At 46.6% G+C, this 17,898-nt stretch carries 19 protein-coding genes and 1 other RNA gene; 13 read left to right on the forward strand and 7 right to left on the reverse strand.

Annotation, left to right across the window (positions count from 1 at the left end; genetic code table 11):
• Positions 1-26 precede the first annotated feature (26 nt).
• The 3 genes from degS to zapG form a co-directional block, all read right to left on the reverse strand.
• Positions 27-1,091, reverse strand: coding sequence for an outer membrane-stress sensor serine endopeptidase DegS (degS, locus tag INR79_RS02580; RefSeq protein ID WP_022599589.1), 1,065 nt, complete (start codon positions 1,089-1,091; stop codon positions 27-29).
• A gap of 218 nt (positions 1,092-1,309) precedes the next feature.
• Positions 1,310-2,677 carry a Do family serine endopeptidase gene (locus INR79_RS02585; protein ID WP_038124737.1) on the reverse strand — a complete coding sequence of 456 codons (1,368 nt, stop codon included), beginning with the start codon at positions 2,675-2,677 and terminating at the stop codon, positions 1,310-1,312.
• Between the two features lie 84 nt (positions 2,678-2,761).
• Positions 2,762-3,208, reverse strand: a complete 447-nt coding sequence (gene zapG, locus INR79_RS02590) for a Z-ring associated protein ZapG (RefSeq protein WP_223095912.1) — start codon at positions 3,206-3,208, stop codon at positions 2,762-2,764.
• A 264-nt stretch (positions 3,209-3,472) separates the two neighbouring features.
• On the opposite strand from zapG, the gene zapE reads away from it, so the two are divergent.
• From zapE to sspB, 8 genes are all read left to right on the forward strand, one after another.
• Positions 3,473-4,576, forward strand: a complete 1,104-nt coding sequence (zapE, locus tag INR79_RS02595; RefSeq protein WP_223095914.1) for a cell division protein ZapE — start codon at positions 3,473-3,475, stop codon at positions 4,574-4,576.
• A gap of 257 nt (positions 4,577-4,833) precedes the next feature.
• Complete coding sequence (gene rplM / locus INR79_RS02600) at positions 4,834-5,262, forward strand: 50S ribosomal protein L13 (RefSeq protein WP_004397700.1); 429 nt, start codon at positions 4,834-4,836, stop codon at positions 5,260-5,262.
• Positions 5,263-5,277: 15 nt separating this feature from the next.
• Positions 5,278-5,670 (forward strand): 30S ribosomal protein S9, encoded by a 393-nt coding sequence (gene rpsI, locus INR79_RS02605; RefSeq protein WP_004397701.1) that lies wholly within the window; start codon positions 5,278-5,280, stop codon positions 5,668-5,670.
• 335 nt (positions 5,671-6,005) lie between these two features.
• Entirely contained in the window at positions 6,006-6,599 is a 594-nt protein-coding gene (gene petA / locus INR79_RS02610; protein WP_004397702.1) for a ubiquinol-cytochrome c reductase iron-sulfur subunit, read from the forward strand.
• A complete protein-coding gene (locus INR79_RS02615) occupies positions 6,599-7,864 on the forward strand; it encodes a cytochrome b (protein WP_004397703.1) in 1,266 nt (421 codons plus the stop codon). The genes petA and INR79_RS02615 overlap by 1 nt, the downstream gene beginning before the upstream one ends.
• Complete coding sequence (locus INR79_RS02620) at positions 7,861-8,598, forward strand: cytochrome c1 (RefSeq protein WP_004397704.1); 738 nt, start codon at positions 7,861-7,863, stop codon at positions 8,596-8,598. Before INR79_RS02615 ends, INR79_RS02620 begins: the two co-directional genes overlap by 4 nt.
• 88 nt (positions 8,599-8,686) lie before the next feature.
• A complete protein-coding gene (sspA, locus tag INR79_RS02625) occupies positions 8,687-9,322 on the forward strand; it encodes a stringent starvation protein SspA (RefSeq protein ID WP_004397705.1) in 636 nt (211 codons plus the stop codon).
• Positions 9,322-9,813, forward strand: a complete 492-nt coding sequence (gene sspB / locus INR79_RS02630; RefSeq protein WP_022549600.1) for a ClpXP protease specificity-enhancing factor — start codon at positions 9,322-9,324, stop codon at positions 9,811-9,813. The genes sspA and sspB overlap by 1 nt, the downstream gene beginning before the upstream one ends.
• 63 nt (positions 9,814-9,876) lie before the next feature.
• Here the strand turns inward: sspB and INR79_RS02635 are convergent, their stop codons facing one another.
• Genes INR79_RS02635 through INR79_RS02650 form a run of 4 tightly spaced genes read right to left on the reverse strand, consistent with a single transcriptional unit; the run spans position 9,877 to position 13,242 of the window.
• On the reverse strand, positions 9,877-10,458 hold the full coding sequence (locus INR79_RS02635; protein WP_022613192.1) for a BON domain-containing protein: 582 nt from the start codon (positions 10,456-10,458) through the stop codon (positions 9,877-9,879).
• Positions 10,459-10,493: 35 nt separating this feature from the next.
• Complete coding sequence (locus INR79_RS02640) at positions 10,494-11,084, reverse strand: phosphoheptose isomerase (RefSeq protein ID WP_004397708.1); 591 nt, start codon at positions 11,082-11,084, stop codon at positions 10,494-10,496.
• Positions 11,085-11,087: 3 nt separating this feature from the next.
• Positions 11,088-11,456 (reverse strand): YraN family protein, encoded by a 369-nt coding sequence (locus tag INR79_RS02645; RefSeq protein WP_223095916.1) that lies wholly within the window; start codon positions 11,454-11,456, stop codon positions 11,088-11,090.
• Entirely contained in the window at positions 11,443-13,242 is a 1,800-nt protein-coding gene (locus INR79_RS02650) for a penicillin-binding protein activator (protein ID WP_410482892.1), read from the reverse strand. The genes INR79_RS02645 and INR79_RS02650 overlap by 14 nt, the downstream gene beginning before the upstream one ends.
• Before the next feature lie 64 nt (positions 13,243-13,306).
• On the opposite strand from INR79_RS02650, the gene rsmI reads away from it, so the two are divergent.
• The 5 genes from rsmI (at position 13,307) to INR79_RS02675 (ending at position 17,879) form a co-directional block, all read left to right on the forward strand.
• On the forward strand, positions 13,307-14,170 hold the full coding sequence (gene rsmI, locus INR79_RS02655) for a 16S rRNA (cytidine(1402)-2'-O)-methyltransferase (protein ID WP_223095920.1): 864 nt from the start codon (positions 13,307-13,309) through the stop codon (positions 14,168-14,170).
• 109 nt (positions 14,171-14,279) lie between these two features.
• An RNA gene (rnpB, locus tag INR79_RS02660) (RNase P RNA component class A) lies at positions 14,280-14,661 on the forward strand.
• Between the two features lie 217 nt (positions 14,662-14,878).
• Positions 14,879-15,829, forward strand: a complete 951-nt coding sequence (gene rsmH, locus INR79_RS02665) for a 16S rRNA (cytosine(1402)-N(4))-methyltransferase RsmH (RefSeq protein WP_004397713.1) — start codon at positions 14,879-14,881, stop codon at positions 15,827-15,829.
• A complete protein-coding gene (gene ftsL / locus INR79_RS02670) occupies positions 15,829-16,155 on the forward strand; it encodes a cell division protein FtsL (RefSeq protein ID WP_223095922.1) in 327 nt (108 codons plus the stop codon). Before rsmH ends, ftsL begins: the two co-directional genes overlap by 1 nt.
• Complete coding sequence (locus INR79_RS02675; protein ID WP_223095924.1) at positions 16,152-17,879, forward strand: penicillin-binding transpeptidase domain-containing protein; 1,728 nt, start codon at positions 16,152-16,154, stop codon at positions 17,877-17,879. Before ftsL ends, INR79_RS02675 begins: the two co-directional genes overlap by 4 nt.
• The last annotated feature ends 19 nt before the right edge of the window (positions 17,880-17,898 follow it).

Here is a 17,898-nt window from a genome sequence, read left to right on the forward strand (position 1 = left end):
GATTTTCTTTTATGAGTTCAGGTTATTTAACCTTGTGGGTCGTCTCCGACAAGTACATTCAGCATTATCTCTTCGCCTTTTCGGAGCACTTTCATCTCTACTTCAATACCCGGACGTAAGCCGGTGACTATCTCCAGAACGCTGTCGCGACCATTCACCTTGGCACCGCCAATTTCCAGAATTACATCCTGACGCTCAAACCCTGCTTGATCTGCTGGACTGTTGGGAGTAATACCCATAACGATAATACCACCAACATATTCGCCTCCTAATAGGCGAGAAGAAACTGAGTTAATGTCTTGTCCGTCAATACCGATATAACCGCGAATAACTCGACCATCGGCGATGATTTTTTCCATCACTGCATTAGCCAGCGAGTATGGGATGGCAAAAGATATCCCATAGGTTTCTACATTTGTGGCTTGTTGGAAAGATGCGGTATTGATGCCAACTAACTCGCCTTTGGTGTTCACCAAAGCACCGCCGGAATTGCCTCGGTTGATCGCGGCGTCTGTTTGAATAAACGGCTGCCGACCATCAGCACTAATCGATGAGCGCCCTGTCGCTGAAATGATGCCAAACGTTGTGGTCTGCCCAAGGTTATATGGGTTACCAATCGCCAATACGACATCACCGACTTTTGCCTGGTAGTTTGAATTTAGTGGAATGACAGGAAGGTTATTACCTTCAATACGTAAAACGGCTAAGTCTGTTCTACGATCTTTACCCACTAGCTGGGCGGCAGAATAGCGACCGTCTTGAAGGGCAACAACAATCTGATCGGCGCTCGCAATTACGTGGTAATTGGTGATGATGTAGCCTTTTTCACTGACGATAACGCCGGAACCCAAATCTTCAACAATGAATCCACGTTGCGCGGTATCACTTTGTTTTCGGCTGTAGATATTAACGACGGCAGGACCCGCACGACGCACTGCGTGACTAAATGATACCTGAAGACTTTCAAATTCTGATGGGGAATTGGTTGTTGTGACCTCAACTGCCGCCGTCCGCAAAGAAGGAACAACCGTAAGTAGCAAACCCGCAGTAAGCAGACCTAATAATGAAGAGCGTAAAAGGACTTTCCACATATCATCCTCAGAGTGGGCGCAATAAGACTGGGGGAAACCCATAACAATTTGATTATATTAAGAAGGAAAGCATAGCACTGATTAGTAAGAGGATGCCAGTGCCCGCTATGTCAGCGGTCTGTCAATATGTTTAGCGTTTCTCCTTGTTGAATATGCATGAATAGCAGACATAAAAAAGGGAAGCAGTATTTCTGCTTCCCTTTGTGATATGAAAATCTTTACCTTACAACAAGATAAAGCGTTCTGTCCCCACGTTGAATATTGAGGGCTAACACACTTGGGTTATCTTCCAGGATAGTTCTTAGCTGACCAAGATTTTTAACGCGTGTACGGTTAACGCCAATAATGATGTCACCTTCTTTTAGCTGATAAGCATCGGCAGGTGAGCCTTTTTCTACTTTGGTGACTTTCACACCTTGTAGATCGTCACTCGCATCCGTATTGGATAACTCGGCTCCTGTTAAGCCTTCATGCAGTTTATCTGCACGAGTTTTAGTGTCACCAGCTTCTTGCAGAGTCGCGTCAAATGTCTTGTTCTTTCCGTCACGGATAACACCAATGGTGATCTCGCGACCCGCTCCCAAGGTAGCGATTTTGGCGCGTAATTCGCTGAAGGTGCTTATGGACTTACCGTTAAGCGAAACGATAATGTCGCCTGCTTGTAAGCCAGCTTCATCCGCTGCACTGTCTGGCACTACCTGACTTACGAATGCGCCTTTAATCGATTCATAACCAAGAGCTTCAGCAAGCTCAGAGGTGATTTCACTGCCTTGTACTCCCAACAGACCACGCTTCACCTCACCAAATTCAAGGATCTGACCAGTGAGGTTTTTCATCATGTTGGAAGGAATGGCAAATCCAATACCCACGTTGCCACCGTTAGGTCCAAGGATCGCGGTGTTGATACCGATCAGTTCGCCATTCAGGTTGACGAGGGCACCACCGGAGTTACCACTGTTGATGGCTGCGTCTGTTTGGATGAAGTTCTCAAAGTTTTGCACGTTGAGCCCGGAACGACCCAAAGCAGATACTATGCCCGAAGTCACGGTCTGACCTAGACCGAATGGGTTACCGATGGCGACCGTGAAATCACCGACTCGAAGTTTATCTGAATCAGCAATAGCAATTTCGGTTAGGCTTTCAGCTTTTTCCAACTTCAGAAGTGCCACGTCAGACATTTCATCTCCACCGATGAGTTCTGCGTCGTATTCACGACCATCGTGTAACTGGACACGAATTTCGTCTGCGCCTTTAATCACGTGATAGTTGGTAACAATGTGACCTTTTCCGGCGTCGATAACAACACCAGAGCCCAAGCCACGGAATGGACGTTCTTGCACCTGTTCCGCTGGGAAATCAGGTCCAAAAAAGAATCGGAATGCTTCAGGTACGCGCTGAGTCGCAACCTGTTTGCCTTCAACCGCAATGCTGACAACCGCTGGGGTTACTTTTTCCAGCATAGGGGCGAGGCTAGGTAACTGTTCACCACTTACGGCTGCAGGCAATGCCGCTGTTGCAGGCAGTGGTGCGATGATTGAACTTAAGCTTAATGTTAATGCACTTAAAACAAGCAAAGGTTTTTTCATCATAAGGCTCCTCTTTGATAGGTGAAGATTATGACTCAGTAACCTAGATAAAGTTCAATCATCGATTTTTCAAGTATGGAAGAACTAAGAAACCTTCTCTGCGGGCTCAGTCGCTGGTGAGTTCACGATTTCTTTCTCTTTATCCTTCAAAAGCCCTGTCGCTCCATGAGCATAATCTTTTGGCTGTTGCTGATCATCAGACTCAGGAACAGGCGCTTCTTCAGTATGTTGAGCGATTTTCTTCACAAACGGGTTGTCTTGCTCTGGCACACTAGGCAGTAACTCGGTTGAGGTTTTCGCCATGTGCTGATACAGCTTGGTGTAGTCTTTTCCTAGCACATCCAACATTTCGGCGGTTTGAGCAAAGTGGTCCGCCAATTCTTGTCTTTGTTGCTCTAATTCAAACTTGGACTTTTCCAGTTCCTTCTGAATGGACTTCTGTTTATTAGCGTCAGGTGTCATGAGTTTTGCCAGAAAATAACCGGCAATCAATCCGATCACAATCCCAATGACAATGTACATCCCAGGCATAAGTGCTCCTTTATCATCGTTACAGTTGGCTGTGTTTTTGTATGTAATCTGGTGAGTTGTGGCGTAGAGACGCCTAAAATACACGCAGTTATGTTATTGGTGTGTTACACAACCGAAGGCTCATGGTACTATGAGTTCAGAATACGATAAAGAAAAAGCGTCCTCTGTTTGTCCCGATAATTCGACAGTAAGCTTTTTATACGTCTTGCTATAATCTTAATAATATCAACACCATTGATGCCCCAGGACTGAATGTAGTTTCCAATGACACCGAAACATAAATACCAACAAGATATAGAAAAAAACGGATTTTCCGTTGACCCTGCCCAACAGTTAGCGGTTGAAAAGCTGGATACCCTTTACCACCAGTTCCAAGACTATTTGAGTGCGCCAGTTCAACCCATATCAACGTGGCAAAAGCTGATGGGGAAAAAGCCTCAGTCACCAGAGCCTCCAAAAGGGCTTTATTTCTGGGGAGGTGTCGGCAGAGGTAAAACTTATCTGATGGATACGTTTTATGAAGCCTTACCCACGGAAAAGAAACTCAGAGTGCATTTTCACCGGTTTATGTATCGCGTGCACGACGAACTCAGGGCTTTAGGAGAGGTGTCTGATCCCTTGGAAAAAGTGGCTGATGTATTAAAAGCAGAGGCAGACATCATCTGCTTTGACGAATTTTTCGTTTCAGATATTACTGACGCCATGATTCTCGGGACTTTGATGCAGGCACTGTTTGCCCGAAATGTTGTATTGGTAGCAACGTCCAATATTCCTCCTCATGACCTTTACCGCAATGGCTTACAACGTGCCCGTTTCTTACCAGCGATTGCATTTATTGAAAAACATTGCGAAGTACTGAACGTAGACAGTGGCATCGATTACCGGCTCAGAACGCTAGAACAAGCGGAAATCTTTCACTACCCATTGGATGAAGACGCCACACTGAACCTGAAAAAGTACTACCGACAACTGGTTGGAGACGGTCACAAAGAAGTTCTGAGTATTGAGGTGAATCACAGAGACGTGGCAGTTCTCAACTGTCATGATGACGTACTAATGGCATCTTTTGAGCAGCTTTGTGAATCCATGAGAAGCCAGAATGACTACATCGAAATGTCCCGTGAATATCACACTGTTCTTTTGGCTGATGTGAAGCAGATGGGTAAAACCAACGATGATGCAGCACGTCGTTTTATCGCGTTAGTGGATGAGTTTTATGAAAGAAACGTAAAACTCATCATTTCATCAGAAGTAGCACTCGAAGAACTGTACACAGAAGGGCATCTGAACTTTGAATTTAAACGTTGCCAGTCACGTCTAATTGAAATGCAAAGTCATGATTATTTAGCAAAAGAGCACTTACCTTAGTCAGTAAAATACCTCAGTTCACGCACTTCCAATCGCAACGAGGAAAAAAATACGTTTTTTGGTGAAAAAAAGGTGATTTTTTCCTCACTCTTCTCTATAATCCTGCGACCTACCGTTACTGCAGGCCTCTGGCAACACAGAGATTGTAGCTAAGCCGAGGGTTATCAACACTCGAAGGGGTGCTTAATGAAGCCCTTAGACAGTGGGAGCAAGTCATTGTTCCTTAAGTGTAAATTTTTTAATAGGTAATTATTAGCATGAAAACTTTCGTTGCTAAACCAGAAACTGTAAAACGCGACTGGTATGTTGTAGACGCAGAGGGCAAAACTCTAGGTCGTCTAGCAAGTGAAATTGCATCTCGCCTACGTGGCAAGCATAAAGCTGAGTACACTCCTCACGTAGACACTGGTGATTACATCATCGTTGTTAACGCTGAGAAAGTTGCTGTTACTGGTAACAAAGCTAAGAACAAAATCTACTACCGTCACTCTGAGTTCCCAGGTGGTCTAAAATCAATTTCTTTTGAAAAATTGATCGACCGTAAGCCTGAAATGGCTCTTGAGCTAGCGGTAAAAGGCATGCTACCACGTGGTCCTCTTGGCCGTGCTATGTACCGTAAGCTGAAAGTTTACGCTGGCGCTGAGCACAACCATGTTGCTCAACAACCACAAGTACTAGACATCTAATCGGGGATTATGAAAATGGCAGAGAACCAATACTACGGCACTGGCCGTCGCAAAAGCTCAGCAGCTCGTGTTTTCATCAAACCAGGCAGCGGCAACATCGTAATCAACAAGCGTAGTCTTGATGTTTACTTCGGTCGTGAAACTTCTCGTATGGTTGTTCGTCAGCCACTAGAGCTAGTTGAACTGACTGAAAAGCTAGACCTATACATCACTGTTTCAGGTGGTGGTATCTCTGGTCAAGCTGGCGCGATCCGTCACGGTATCACTCGCGCTCTTATGGAGTACGATGAGTCTCTACGTCCTGCTCTACGTGCAGCTGGCTACGTTACGCGTGACGCTCGTTGCGTTGAACGTAAGAAAGTTGGTCTACGTAAAGCACGTCGTCGTCCACAATTCTCTAAGCGTTAATCTTTCGTTATTTCGAAAGACATCGCTCCAGTTTTTACTGGATTGTGGTCCAAAAGCTCGGCATTTTTGCCGGGCTTTTTTGTTTGTTTTCATTTACCTAACTCCTTGTAACTCTTCCTTCTTCCGCCACATTTCTCCTATAACCCCATCTTTTGTGATGTAATCGCCACTTTCGGTGACGTATGTTACGAAAAAGTAGTATTACCTTGTCAAAAAGTAGGGTTTTATTTATCATTTCTTAAGCAAATAAGTATAAAAAACGCGTAATTTTTAGCCATGCTCTGTTGGAAGTCGGAAAAATAATAAGACACAGGGAGCAAATGGGAGAATGTTGGATGAGCAATGCGCCTATAAATAACGGACGCCGGCGTTTCCTGACAGCCACAACTGCAGTTGTGGGCGCTGTTGGTGGGATCGCGGTCGCCGTTCCTTTCATTAAATCTTGGAACCCTAGTGCAAAAGCCAAAGCTGCCGGTGCTCCTGTAGAGGTCGAAATCGGTAAGCTGGAAGAAGGACAAATGGTTCGCGTTGAGTGGCGAGGCAAGCCTGTTTGGGTGGTCCGTCGTGCTAGCTCAGTCGTAGAAGAACTTAAGAATCTGGATGGTCAACTTCGTGATCCTGCTTCGGCAGAAGAGCAGCAACCTGCCTATGCACAAAATGCCTACCGTTCGATAAAGCCTGAGTACTTCGTTGCCGTGGGCATCTGTACTCACTTAGGTTGTTCGCCTACTTACCTTCCTGATACTTTCGGAGAGCAAGTTCAGGGCGTGAAATCTGGATTTTTCTGTCCTTGTCATGGTTCGAAATTCGACATGGCAGGTCGTGTTTTCCAAAGCGTACCAGCACCGTTGAACTTGGTTGTTCCTGAGCATATGTACCTGAGTGACACCAAAATCCTCATCGGGGTGGATGAAGGAGGGGAAGCCTAATGCAAGCGATACTTGACTGGGTAGAAAAACGCCTGCCCGCAATGAATGCTTATAAAAAGCACCTTTCTGAATACCCAATGCCTAAGAACTTCAATTTTTGGTACCTTTTCGGTTCTTTGGCAATGCTGGTGTTGGTCAATCAGATCCTAACGGGTATCTGGTTGACAATGAACTACGTTCCTTCTGGTGATGGTGCGTTTGCCTCCATTGAATACATCATGCGTGATGTGGAATACGGTTGGTTACTCCGCTATATGCACTCAACCGGTGCTTCTGCATTCTTCGTTGTTGTGTATCTACACATGTTCCGCGGTCTAATTTATGGCTCTTACCAGAAGCCACGTGAATTATTGTGGATCTTCGGGATGCTAATCTTCCTGGTGTTAATGGCAGAAGCCTTTATGGGTTACCTCCTACCATGGGGTCAGATGTCATACTGGGGTGCGCAGGTAATCATTTCACTATTCGGTGCAATTCCTGTAATTGGTGATGACCTGACACTTTGGATTCGTGGTGACTATGTTATCTCAGGCGCAACGCTGAACCGATTCTTCGCACTTCACGTTATCGCGCTTCCTATCGTATTACTGCTTTTGGTTGTTTTGCACGTATTGGCACTGCACGAAGTGGGCTCCAATAACCCAGATGGTATTGAGACTAAACTTCCAAAAGGCACCATGGGTGATGATTACAAAACCCAGTTCAAGTTCCACGATTACTACAGTAAGAAATATGACATCATCGATTCCATTCCATTCCATCCTTATGGAACGGTGAAAGATCTGGTAGGGGTCGCTGGGTTCTTGTTCTTATTCTGCTACGTGTTGTTCTTCAACCCAGAAATGGGAGGTTACTTCCTTGAGCCGCCTAACTTTGAAGCTGCGAACCCGCTGAAAACACCTGAGCATATCGCGCCAGTTTGGTACTTCACTCCGTTCTATGCAATTTTGCGTGCGGTTCCAGACAAACTCCTTGGTGTAGTAGCCATGGGGGCTTCAATTGCAGTGCTGTTTGTTCTGCCTTGGCTGGATCGCTGTAAAGTTCGCTCTTACCGTTACCGCAGCAAGTTCCACTTGTTCAATATCATTCAGTTCACCATCAGCTTTATTGCGCTGGGTATTTTGGGGGCGTTGCCAGCAACTCCTACCTACACATTGCTCGCGCAGATCTTTAGCTTGTGTTACTTCATGTTCTTCGTATTGCTGTACTTCTACAGCAAAAATGAAGCCACGAAACCTTTACCAGAGAGGGTGACATTCAAATGAAAAAGTGGATTGTAATGCTTTTTGCACTGTTGCCGTCTTTAGCCATGGCTGCAGGAGCAAACGTACCTTTAGATAAAGCAAACAATGATTTATCCGATCAGGCGTCACTGCAAAACGGTGCCAAGCTGTTCATGAACTATTGTTTCGGTTGTCACTCTGCGCAATACCAGCGTTATGAACGCGTCGCGACGGATTTAGGGATTCCTATCGAGCTGATGAAAGAGCACCTGATTTTTGACCCTGAGGTAAAAGTCGGTTCTTTGATGGAAAACTCTATTCCAGATAAGCAGGCAGGAAACTGGTTTGGTGCGCCGCCACCAGATTTGACTCTGGTTGCTCGTGTTCGTGGTGCGGATTGGCTATACACATACCTTCGCTCATTCTATGCAGACCCATCCAGACCATTTGGTGTGAACAATGTCGTGTTCCCAAGTGTCGGTATGCCTCATGTGTTGGAAGAGCTACAAGGCATTCCAACTGCTATCTATGAAACAAAAGTTGTCGATGGAGAAGAAAAACAGGTCGTTGTAGGCATTGAAACAGATGGTCGAGGTGAGCTTAGCCCAACGGAATATGACAGTGCGGTTCGAGATTTGGTTAACTTCTTAGAATACTCCGGGGACCCAGTAAAACTGGAGCGCCACACGATGGGATGGTGGGTCATGGCCTTCCTTGTCCTGTTGACTATTGTGGTGGTATTCCTCAAGAAAGAGTATTGGCGTGATGTTCACTAATCGTGCTATCATACATCGCTAATTTTTCTACAATGGAGGCCGTTAGCCTCCATTGCTTTTTTTATATTTAAGTGTGCTGGAGGGCTCAATGGCTGTAGCTGCCAATAAACGTTCCGTGATGACTCTATTTTCTAGTGCTTCTGACATGTACAGCCACCAGGTTCGTATTGTTCTGGCTGAGAAAGGGGTGAGTTTCGAAGTTGAACTGGTTGATGAAGCAAACTTACCAAGTGAGCTTATCGAACTTAACCCTTACAAGACGGTTCCAACGCTGGTAGACCGTGAACTAGCACTGTATAACTCCAAGATTATTATGGAGTATCTGGACGAGCGTTTCCCGCACCCGCCACTGATGCCTGTATACCCTGTTGCTCGTGGTAACAGCCGACTAATGATGTTCCGTATTGAGAACAACTGGTATTCACTGGCTGAGAAGGTACAGAAAGGTAACGCGGAAGAAGCTGAGTCAGCACGTACGAAACTGCGTAATGACTTACTGACACTAGCGCCAATCTTTGCTGAATACGAATACTTCATGAGTGAAGAGTTCAGCCTGATTGACTGCTACCTGGCTCCACTATTGTGGCGTTTGCCTGTGCTTGGTATCGACTTGATCGGTCCTGGTTCTAAAGAACTGAAAGTGTACATGAACCGTGTATTTGAACGTGATTCTTTCCTGGCTTCTCTAACAGAAGCTGAGCGTGAGATGCGTCTGGCTCGTTAATGGATATTGAGAAAATGACACCTCGCCGCCCTTATCTGGTGCGTGCGTTTTATGAGTGGTTGGTCGATAACGATCTTACTCCTCACTTGGTAGTGGATGCCACTTTACCGGGTGTCCGTGTTCCTCAGGAATTTATTCAAGATGGTCAAATTATCTTGAATATCGCCCCTCGCGCAGTGGGTAACCTGGAAATGGGTAATGATGCGATTACGTTCAATGCCCGTTTTGGAGGTCGTCCGCATTCTGTGATAGCACCTCTTTATGCCGTTCATGCCATTTATGCACGTGAAAATGGCGCGGGCACCATGTTCGAACCTGAAGAGGGCTACATGGAAGTCGAAGAGAGCGATCTTGAAGAAACTGTGGCAACTGTGACAGAAGAAGTCAGCTTCGATGTCGTCGACAGTGAGCCTGAAGTGGAAGACGCAGAACCTGAGGAAGAGGCTCCGTCCAGACCGAAAGGGCGCCCTAGTTTACGAGTGGTTAAGTAGATTTTCTCTATCGTAGAATCTAAAAAGCAGCGACAAGTCGCTGCTTTTTTTGTTTCCGCCAGACTACTGTGACTGAGTCTGAGGTTGTGAGATTTCAAAAGCTCTGATCACTTGCTTAACACCTGAAATGTTTCGAGTGATGTCGGTGGCTAGATCCGCTTGTTCAGGCGTGACATAACCCAACAGGAAAACCTCGCCATCTTCAGTGATAACTTTGATCTTTACGGTGGTTAAGTCTTCATTGGCAATCAGGCTGGTTTTCACTTTTGTGGTGATCCAGCTGTCATGAGTAATGGTTTGAAGATCCAGCAGTGGTCTCACTCTAAGTTGGTTTGAGACACTCTGTACACCTTCAACCTGATTGACCTGGCTACCAAACTGCTGTTTGTATTCTTCAGTTACTGCCTGACCAATCAATATCACTTTACCACGAAACGACGTTGCAGTTGCTTTTACGTTTCCAGTAAAAGGGGCTTTGTTGCCAAGACCCGCAACTTCAAACTCAAGCTGACTGTCTTGCCACTGCTCTTTAGTTGTTCGGGTGTCGGTGACAATATTTGCTGTTGTCGCAGCGCCAGCGACAAGTAGCCCAGCACAACCCGTCAGGCTGAGACTGCACGCAGCAGCCAAAATCCATTTCTTCATTTTGCGTACCTCTAGCAAGCCTCTAATTGGTTCCCTTACTCGTCATGAGATGGGAAAAGTACCTGATCAATCAGGTCACATAAACAATGCAGCGTTACCATGTGAACTTCATGAATACGCGCAGTGCGATGCGAAGGAATTCGTATCTCCACATCGGATTCGCCCAATAACCCAGCCATCTCACCGCCATCTTTACCTGTGAAAGCAATGATTGTCATGTCGCGAGTTACTGCCGCTTCCATGGCTTTAATGATGTTTTTACTGTTACCACTGGTAGAGATAGCCAGGAGAATATCGCCCGCCTGACCAAACGCACGCACTTGCTTTGAGAAAATCTCTTCGTAGTGATAGTCGTTAGCGACAGCAGTTAATGTGGTGTTGTCTGCCGTCAAAGCCATCGCCGGAAGGCTAGGGCGCTCAGTTTCAAAACGATTCAATAAACATGAAACAAACTGTTGTGCGTTAGAAGCAGAGCCGCCATTCCCGCAACATAGGATTTTGTTGCCGTTAAGCAAGCTGGTCACCATCGCTTGTGCAGCGTGAGTGATGTGATCTGGCAGAGCCTCAGCGGCTGCGATTTGAATCTGAATGCTTTCAGTGAAACTTTCTTTAATGCTGTCTAGCATTGATTATCCTTGAGTTATTGCATTTTTTATCCATTCGATATCGCGTCCATTGTCGTGAATTGCGACCACATCGAATCGGAAGTCAGTGTTGTACTGAGACAGGTTGTTTTTTCTGAGCCACAACATGGCTGTTTTCACGATCTTTTTTTGCTTAGCGGGTGTTACCATTTCCGCCGCATGCCCGAACCGACTTTGCTTTCGATATTTAACTTCGACAAATACCAAAGTATTTTGTTCAGACATGATTAAATCCAGTTCACCTACCTTGGTATTGAAATTGGATTCAATGAGCGATAACCCCTTACCAATAAGATGCTTACTGGCAAGGGCTTCGTATTTTTCTCCAAGTGCACGACGGTTAAATAGCTTCATGCTCCGCCCAGCTTACTTCGCGCTGAACCACACACTCGTTGTTGATCGTCAGAGTACCTGTCTGCCCTTTTACCGAATATTCTGGCATAACTTTCATTTGTGGCAACTCCAGAATCAGTTTGTAAGCATCCATACCAAGTGCGTGAAGGCGTTTTTCAACGTTTCCACTTTTCGGCCAGGTTTCTTCAAGCTGCTTTTTCAGAGCGGAGTTTTGTTCAATCAACATCGGAATGTCACTGTAGACTACGCCACTCAAATCTTCGTATTGACGCTTTTTACCGCTGTTGCTGCGTGAGTTGGAAAACAGCTTAGGCGGGGTGGTATCGGGGTTTATCGCGACTTCAATAAATGGTTTTATCAGAGTTAGCTCAGAGCTTTTGGCTACCACGTATACCGCATCCACATCACGGCGGCTACGAGGCTGAGATTCGGTCTGAATATTGATCAAGCGATTAAGCTGAGCAATACGCACCTGACTATCGGTTAACCCGAATACCGAGTTAATGTTCTTCTGAAGTTGAGAGCGGTTGCCAAAATAGCTGAAAGCTGCAGGGTTCTTGCTGTATTTTTCCCACTCTGCTTTGAATGCTTCAGTGACTCGCTCGCCAAAGCCGCCAACAGGAGCCAGGATGAGAGGGTATTGGAAACCATTGGTGAACAGATACTTCGCCGCCTGCGCGACTTCTTGCTCGGGAGAGAGGGTGAAGTAACAAACACGAGTCTCTGGAAGTTTATCGTCAGGAATGTTTAACGCCAGCATTGGAAGCTGAGTTGATTGCTGCAGGACTTCCACCTTATCTTTGACAAGCGGACCGACAACAAAGTCGACATTACGCTTTTCCAGCTCTTGCTGAATGTCTTCTGTAGAAAGCGCGGCAGAATCCAATACCGTTAACGTTGCCATCTCTTCACGATTGAAATCATCCATCATGGCGTGAATGAAACCATCACGAACCAGTTGCCCCTGTTTGCCGTACTTGCCACTCAATGGCAGAACCAGCCCGGTGTTTTTGGGTTTAACGATTTCCAACGCCAGAATAGCCTGAACTTCGTCTGGTACATAACGATTGGCTGGGTGATCCGGATGGGCGGTAAACCAAGACTCTAGTGTGCTTTTGAGCTGAGCCGGATTGCCTGCGATGGTTTTCATGTATACCGCTAACTGAATCCAGCCCTGCAGTTCGGTTTCATCTTCTTCTGTCTGCAGAGAAGCAATATCAAACTCGGAATAAGAGTTCAGGTTTAACCATAGATTTTGCAGGTTCTGAGTCTGGTCTTCTTCTGCCAAATACTGGTTGGCAGCGATGTATTCTCTGCTCGCATTAACGTGGTCAGAAAGCAGCTCAAACAAACGTGCTCGGAATTCGTGGTATTCCACCCACTGAGTATTGCTCAGTTCCCACCAAGGTTGGTAGTTCAATTGCTGGAGTGCTTCGCGAATTTCACCCTGGCGCAATGAGAGCTGAGAGCGTGACATTTGCCATTCAGACATCTGAAGTGGTGATAATGCTTGCTTAGACAGGCGTTTTACTAAATGATCGGCTCTGACCAAATCGTTCTCTTGCAGCGCAGCTTTTAAAGCCATGATCAACAGATCATTTTGAATGCCACCGTTCGCGCTGTCCGCTTGCATGATATAGGCTTGAGCACTTTGCGTCGGGTCTTGTGTGATGTCCACATTCACGGGTGTTTGTGAAGTGCTTGAACACGCCGCTAAAGTGACAGCTAGGGCGATAGGGGTCAGAAGGCGTGGTACACTAAATTTATTCTGGTGCTTCATAGCCATGAGTTCTTGTTAAACAAAATACAAAAATAGTCTCTATATTAATCGTTGAAGTGATGGTAAACAAATGACAGACAATAATTCTTCCCCGTCTGAGATCTCAACTCTTTATATTGTTCCCACCCCAATTGGAAATTTGGGAGACATTACGCAGCGAGCCATAGAGGTATTGTCCAGTGTCGATTTGATCGCGGCTGAAGATACGCGCCATACTGGCAAGTTACTCTCTCACTTCAACATTTCGACTAAAACCTATGCGTTGCATGATCACAATGAACAGCAGAAAGCGCAAGTCTTAGTCGATAAGTTGCAGCAAGGGCTGTCTATTGCATTGGTTTCCGATGCAGGAACACCTTTGATCAGTGACCCAGGTTATCACTTGGTCAATCAGTGTCGTCAGGCGGGTGTCAAGGTTGTGCCATTACCTGGTGCATGCGCTGTGGTGACTGCCTTGAGCGCCGCTGGGTTGCCATCTGACCGATTCAGCTTCGAAGGTTTTCTCCCACCTAAGAGTAAAGGACGCAAGGATAAGTTCCTGGAAATTGCCAAAGCTGAACGTACCTGTATTTTCTACGAATCCCCTCACCGCATCATGGATTCTCTACAGGATATGCTGGACATTCTTGGTCCTGATAGAGAAGTGGTGCTTGCGCGTGAGCTCACCAAAACTTACGAGACAATTCAGGGAATGCTATTAGGTGAACTGATCCCGTGGATCGAGGAAGATGATAATCGTAAGAAAGGTGAAATGGTGCTGCTTATCCATGGCTTTCGTGAACAAGCTTCCGATGAAATCCCTGATGAAGTTACCCGCACATTAACTATTCTGACAAAAGAGCTGCCTTTGAAGAAAGCGGCAGCGATGACGGCAGAGATTTACAACCTGAAGAAAAATGCCCTCTACAAATGGGGACTGGCGAACCTCGACTAGCCAAGATTGATGGCGAACTGCGCAAGCTTTGTTCGATCTCGTTGTTAAATACACCTAAAACTAATGAGTCTGTAGACAGTAGACGGCTATCTCTATACAATCCGCGGTCGGAGTTGACTGGGTAGTCGCTGCTTCGTTGATGTCCTTCGGGAGACTGACGAAGGGGAGGAAAGTCCGGGCTCCATAGAGCAGGGTGCCAGGTAACGCCTGGGGGGCGCAAGCCCACGACAAGTGCAGCAGAGAGAAGACCGCCGATGACCCGCAAGGGCACAGGTAAGGGTGAAAGGGTGCGGTAAGAGCGCACCGTGCGGCTGGCAACAGTCCGTAGCAGGGTAAACTCCACCCGGAGCAAGACCAAATAGGCTTCCACATTGCGTTGCTCGCGTAAGGAAGCGGGTAGGTTGCTTGAGCCAGTGAGCGATTGCTGGCCTAGACGAATGGCTACTGCCGCGAAAGCGGAACAGAACCCGGCTTATATGTCGACTCCACCTATTCTGAACCCATCATTACTTTACCGAGCGATGATGGGTTTTTTGCTATTTACTGACGCATATCAGACGATTCCTACTAAACTAGGCGTTGAGTTGAGACAACTAGGCGTGACTTGGATACAAATCCTCACAAATTAAGATTAAGTACTGGCAGCCTAGACCGAAATCAGTACACTAAACCATTGCTTTTTTTTGCCATTTGGCACAAGAGAACACCATGACAGAGACTTTTCAGCACATTTCCGTTTTATTAAATGAATCCATCGATGGCTTAGCGATCAAACCAGACGGCATTTATATAGACGGCACTTTTGGTCGTGGTGGTCACAGCCGAACAATCCTTTCCAAACTGGGCGAAAATGGTCGCTTGTACAGCATCGACCGCGATCCTACTGCTATTGCCGAAGCCAACAAAATTGACGATCCTCGTTTTACCATCATCCATGGTCCTTTCTCTGGGATTGCTGAATATGCCGAGCGCTACGAATTAGTCGGTAAAGTGGACGGTGTGTTGCTAGATCTTGGTGTTTCCTCCCCTCAGCTGGATGATGCCGAACGAGGCTTCAGCTTTATGAAAGACGGTCCATTAGACATGCGTATGGATCCTACTTCGGGTATTCCGGTTTCTGAATGGCTGAAAGAAGCGGATCTGGATGATATTACTTGGGTGATTCGCGAGTTTGGTGAAGACAAGCATGCTAGACGCATTGCTAAAGCCATCGTGGCGTATCGTGAAAATGAAGAAAACGAGCCAATGACTCGCACAGGTCAACTGGCTAAGTTGATTGCCGATGCCGCTCCAAAGAGTTTCAAAGAGAAGAAACACCCGGCCACCCGTAGCTTTCAGGCATTTCGCATCTACATCAATAGCGAGCTTGAAGAGATTGACACTGCGCTCAAAGGAGCTGCCGAGATTTTAGCGCCAGAAGGTCGCCTTTCGGTGATCAGTTTCCATTCTCTGGAAGATCGCATGGTTAAACGCTTTATGCGTAAAGAGAGCAAAGGACCACAAGTGCCACACGGTATTCCGATGACCGAAGATCAAATCAAGGCTCTTGGCAGTGCCCGAATGAAAACCATTGGCAAGGCACTGAAGCCTTCCTCTCAAGAAGTTGAGATGAACAGCCGTTCTCGCAGTTCTGTTCTGAGGGTTGCGGAAAAAATCTGATGTCAGAAAAAAAGCCATTTCAGCCTAACCTAGCTAAATTGATCTTTATCGACATTATTACCGTCGGTAGGGTTCCGGCTACCTTGCTGTTGCTGGCTTTTGCTTCCGCGATGTGGGTGGTTCATACCACACACGATACGCGGCAAGCCATTCACCAGAGGGATAACGCACTTGTAGAGCGTGATCGTCTGGATAACGAATGGCGAAATCTGATTCTGGAAGAAAATGCATTGGCAGAGCACAGTCGCGTGCAGGAAATGGCTCAGAAAGAGCTGAATATGAAGCGACCCGATGCAGACAAAGAGGTCATAGTTTCGTTTAAATGAGTAAGTCTAAACCTTCTTCCAAAGCTAAGAAAAACGCGACACAAGAAGCGCCAACCTTAATCCGTTGGCGTTTTGTCGTCGTGCTGGGGTTTGTTTTCTGCGCGATGGCTGCGCTCATTGCCCGTCTGGCTTATATTCAGGTTGTGGAGCCAGACAACCTGATTAAACAAGGTGACTTGCGCTCCGTTCGGGTAAAAGCATTGCCATCGGCTCGTGGCATCATTTCAGATCGCAATGGTGAGCAACTGGCGGTCAGCGTACCTGTTGAAGCGGTTTGGGCGGATCCGGTAACCATTTTTAAAGAATCTGGCTTAGAGCCCAAAGAGCGTTGGTATGCGCTTGCCGACGTACTGGGGCTGGATCGCCAAAAGCTGATTGAGCGCATCAAAAAGAATAAGTCTCGACGCTTTATCTACTTACAGCGTCAGGTGAGTCCCGCCATGGCAAACTACATTCGCGAGCTGAAACTGGCGGGTATCGGTTTGAAACAAGAGTCTCGCCGCTATTACCCATCGGGTGAGGTAAGTGCCCACTTAATCGGTGTGACCGGAATTGATGGACACGGTCTAGAAGGGATTGAACGTTCTTACGATAAGTGGCTGATGGGCGAAGCGGGTAAACGAACCATTCGCAAAGATAGATTTGGTCGTGTGGTTGAGAACATTTCTCTGGAAGAACGTGAAGAAGGTCAGCCACTGCAACTCACGGTTGACCAGCGATTACAGTCCATTGCTTATAGAGCGGTGAAACAGGCTGTCGCGGATCACAATGCAACGTCAGCCTCCGCCGTGTTATTGGATGTGAAAACAGGCGAAGTTCTGGCGATGGTGAACGCGCCTTCTTACAACCCGAATAACCGCTCTCAGCTTCAAAACTATCGGATGCGTAACCGAACCATTACAGACGCATTTGAACCCGGCTCCACCGTCAAACCATTTGTGATTCTGGCTGCGTTGGAAAATGGCGTTGCGGATGAAAATACCGAAATCGATACAGGGAACGGCATCATGCAAATTGGTGGTAGCCGCGTTCGTGACGTATCCAAAGTAGGAAAAGCCGACCTTACGACCATTCTGAAGAAATCCAGTAATATCGGTGTGACCAAACTTGCGTTAGCCATGCCTCTTGAAGCCTTACTTGGTATGTACAGCTCGGTTGGGTTTGGTGAAGTCAGCGGGCTTAATCTGGTTGGCGAAACCACAGGTATCTTCCCTTCTCGTCGTCGCTGGTCGAAGTTTGAAATTGCAACCTTATCCTTTGGTTATGGTTTGTCTGTTTCACCAATTCAGCTTGCCCATGCTTACGCAACTCTGGGCAACTATGGTTTGTATCGCCCTCTTCATATTGTGAAAAACAACCAACACGATGTGTCGCGGCAAGTTATTGATGAACGCAACGTAAGACTGGTGCTCGGTATGATGGAAAAAGTGACTCAAAAAGGTGGCAGTGCGACCAGAGCCGCCGTTCCGGGGTATCGCATTGCTGCAAAAACGGGTACGTCGAGAAAAGCGACCGCTGGTGGCTATAGTGATGAATATTTTGCTTACACCGCAGGTATTGCTCCGGTGAGTGATCCTAGGCTGGCACTTGTCGTGTTAGTGAATGAACCGCAAGGCGATCAGTATTATGGCGGTACGGTAGCGGCGCCAGTATTTGCAGAAGTTATGAAAGGCGCACTGCAAATCTTAAATGTTGCACCAGACGAAAACCAGTTTTCAGAATAATAGACACGAGAGGATTGAG

The sequence above is a fragment of the Vibrio sp. SCSIO 43132 genome (assembly GCF_019904195.1).
GTDB lineage: Bacteria > Pseudomonadota > Gammaproteobacteria > Enterobacterales > Vibrionaceae > Vibrio > Vibrio nigripulchritudo.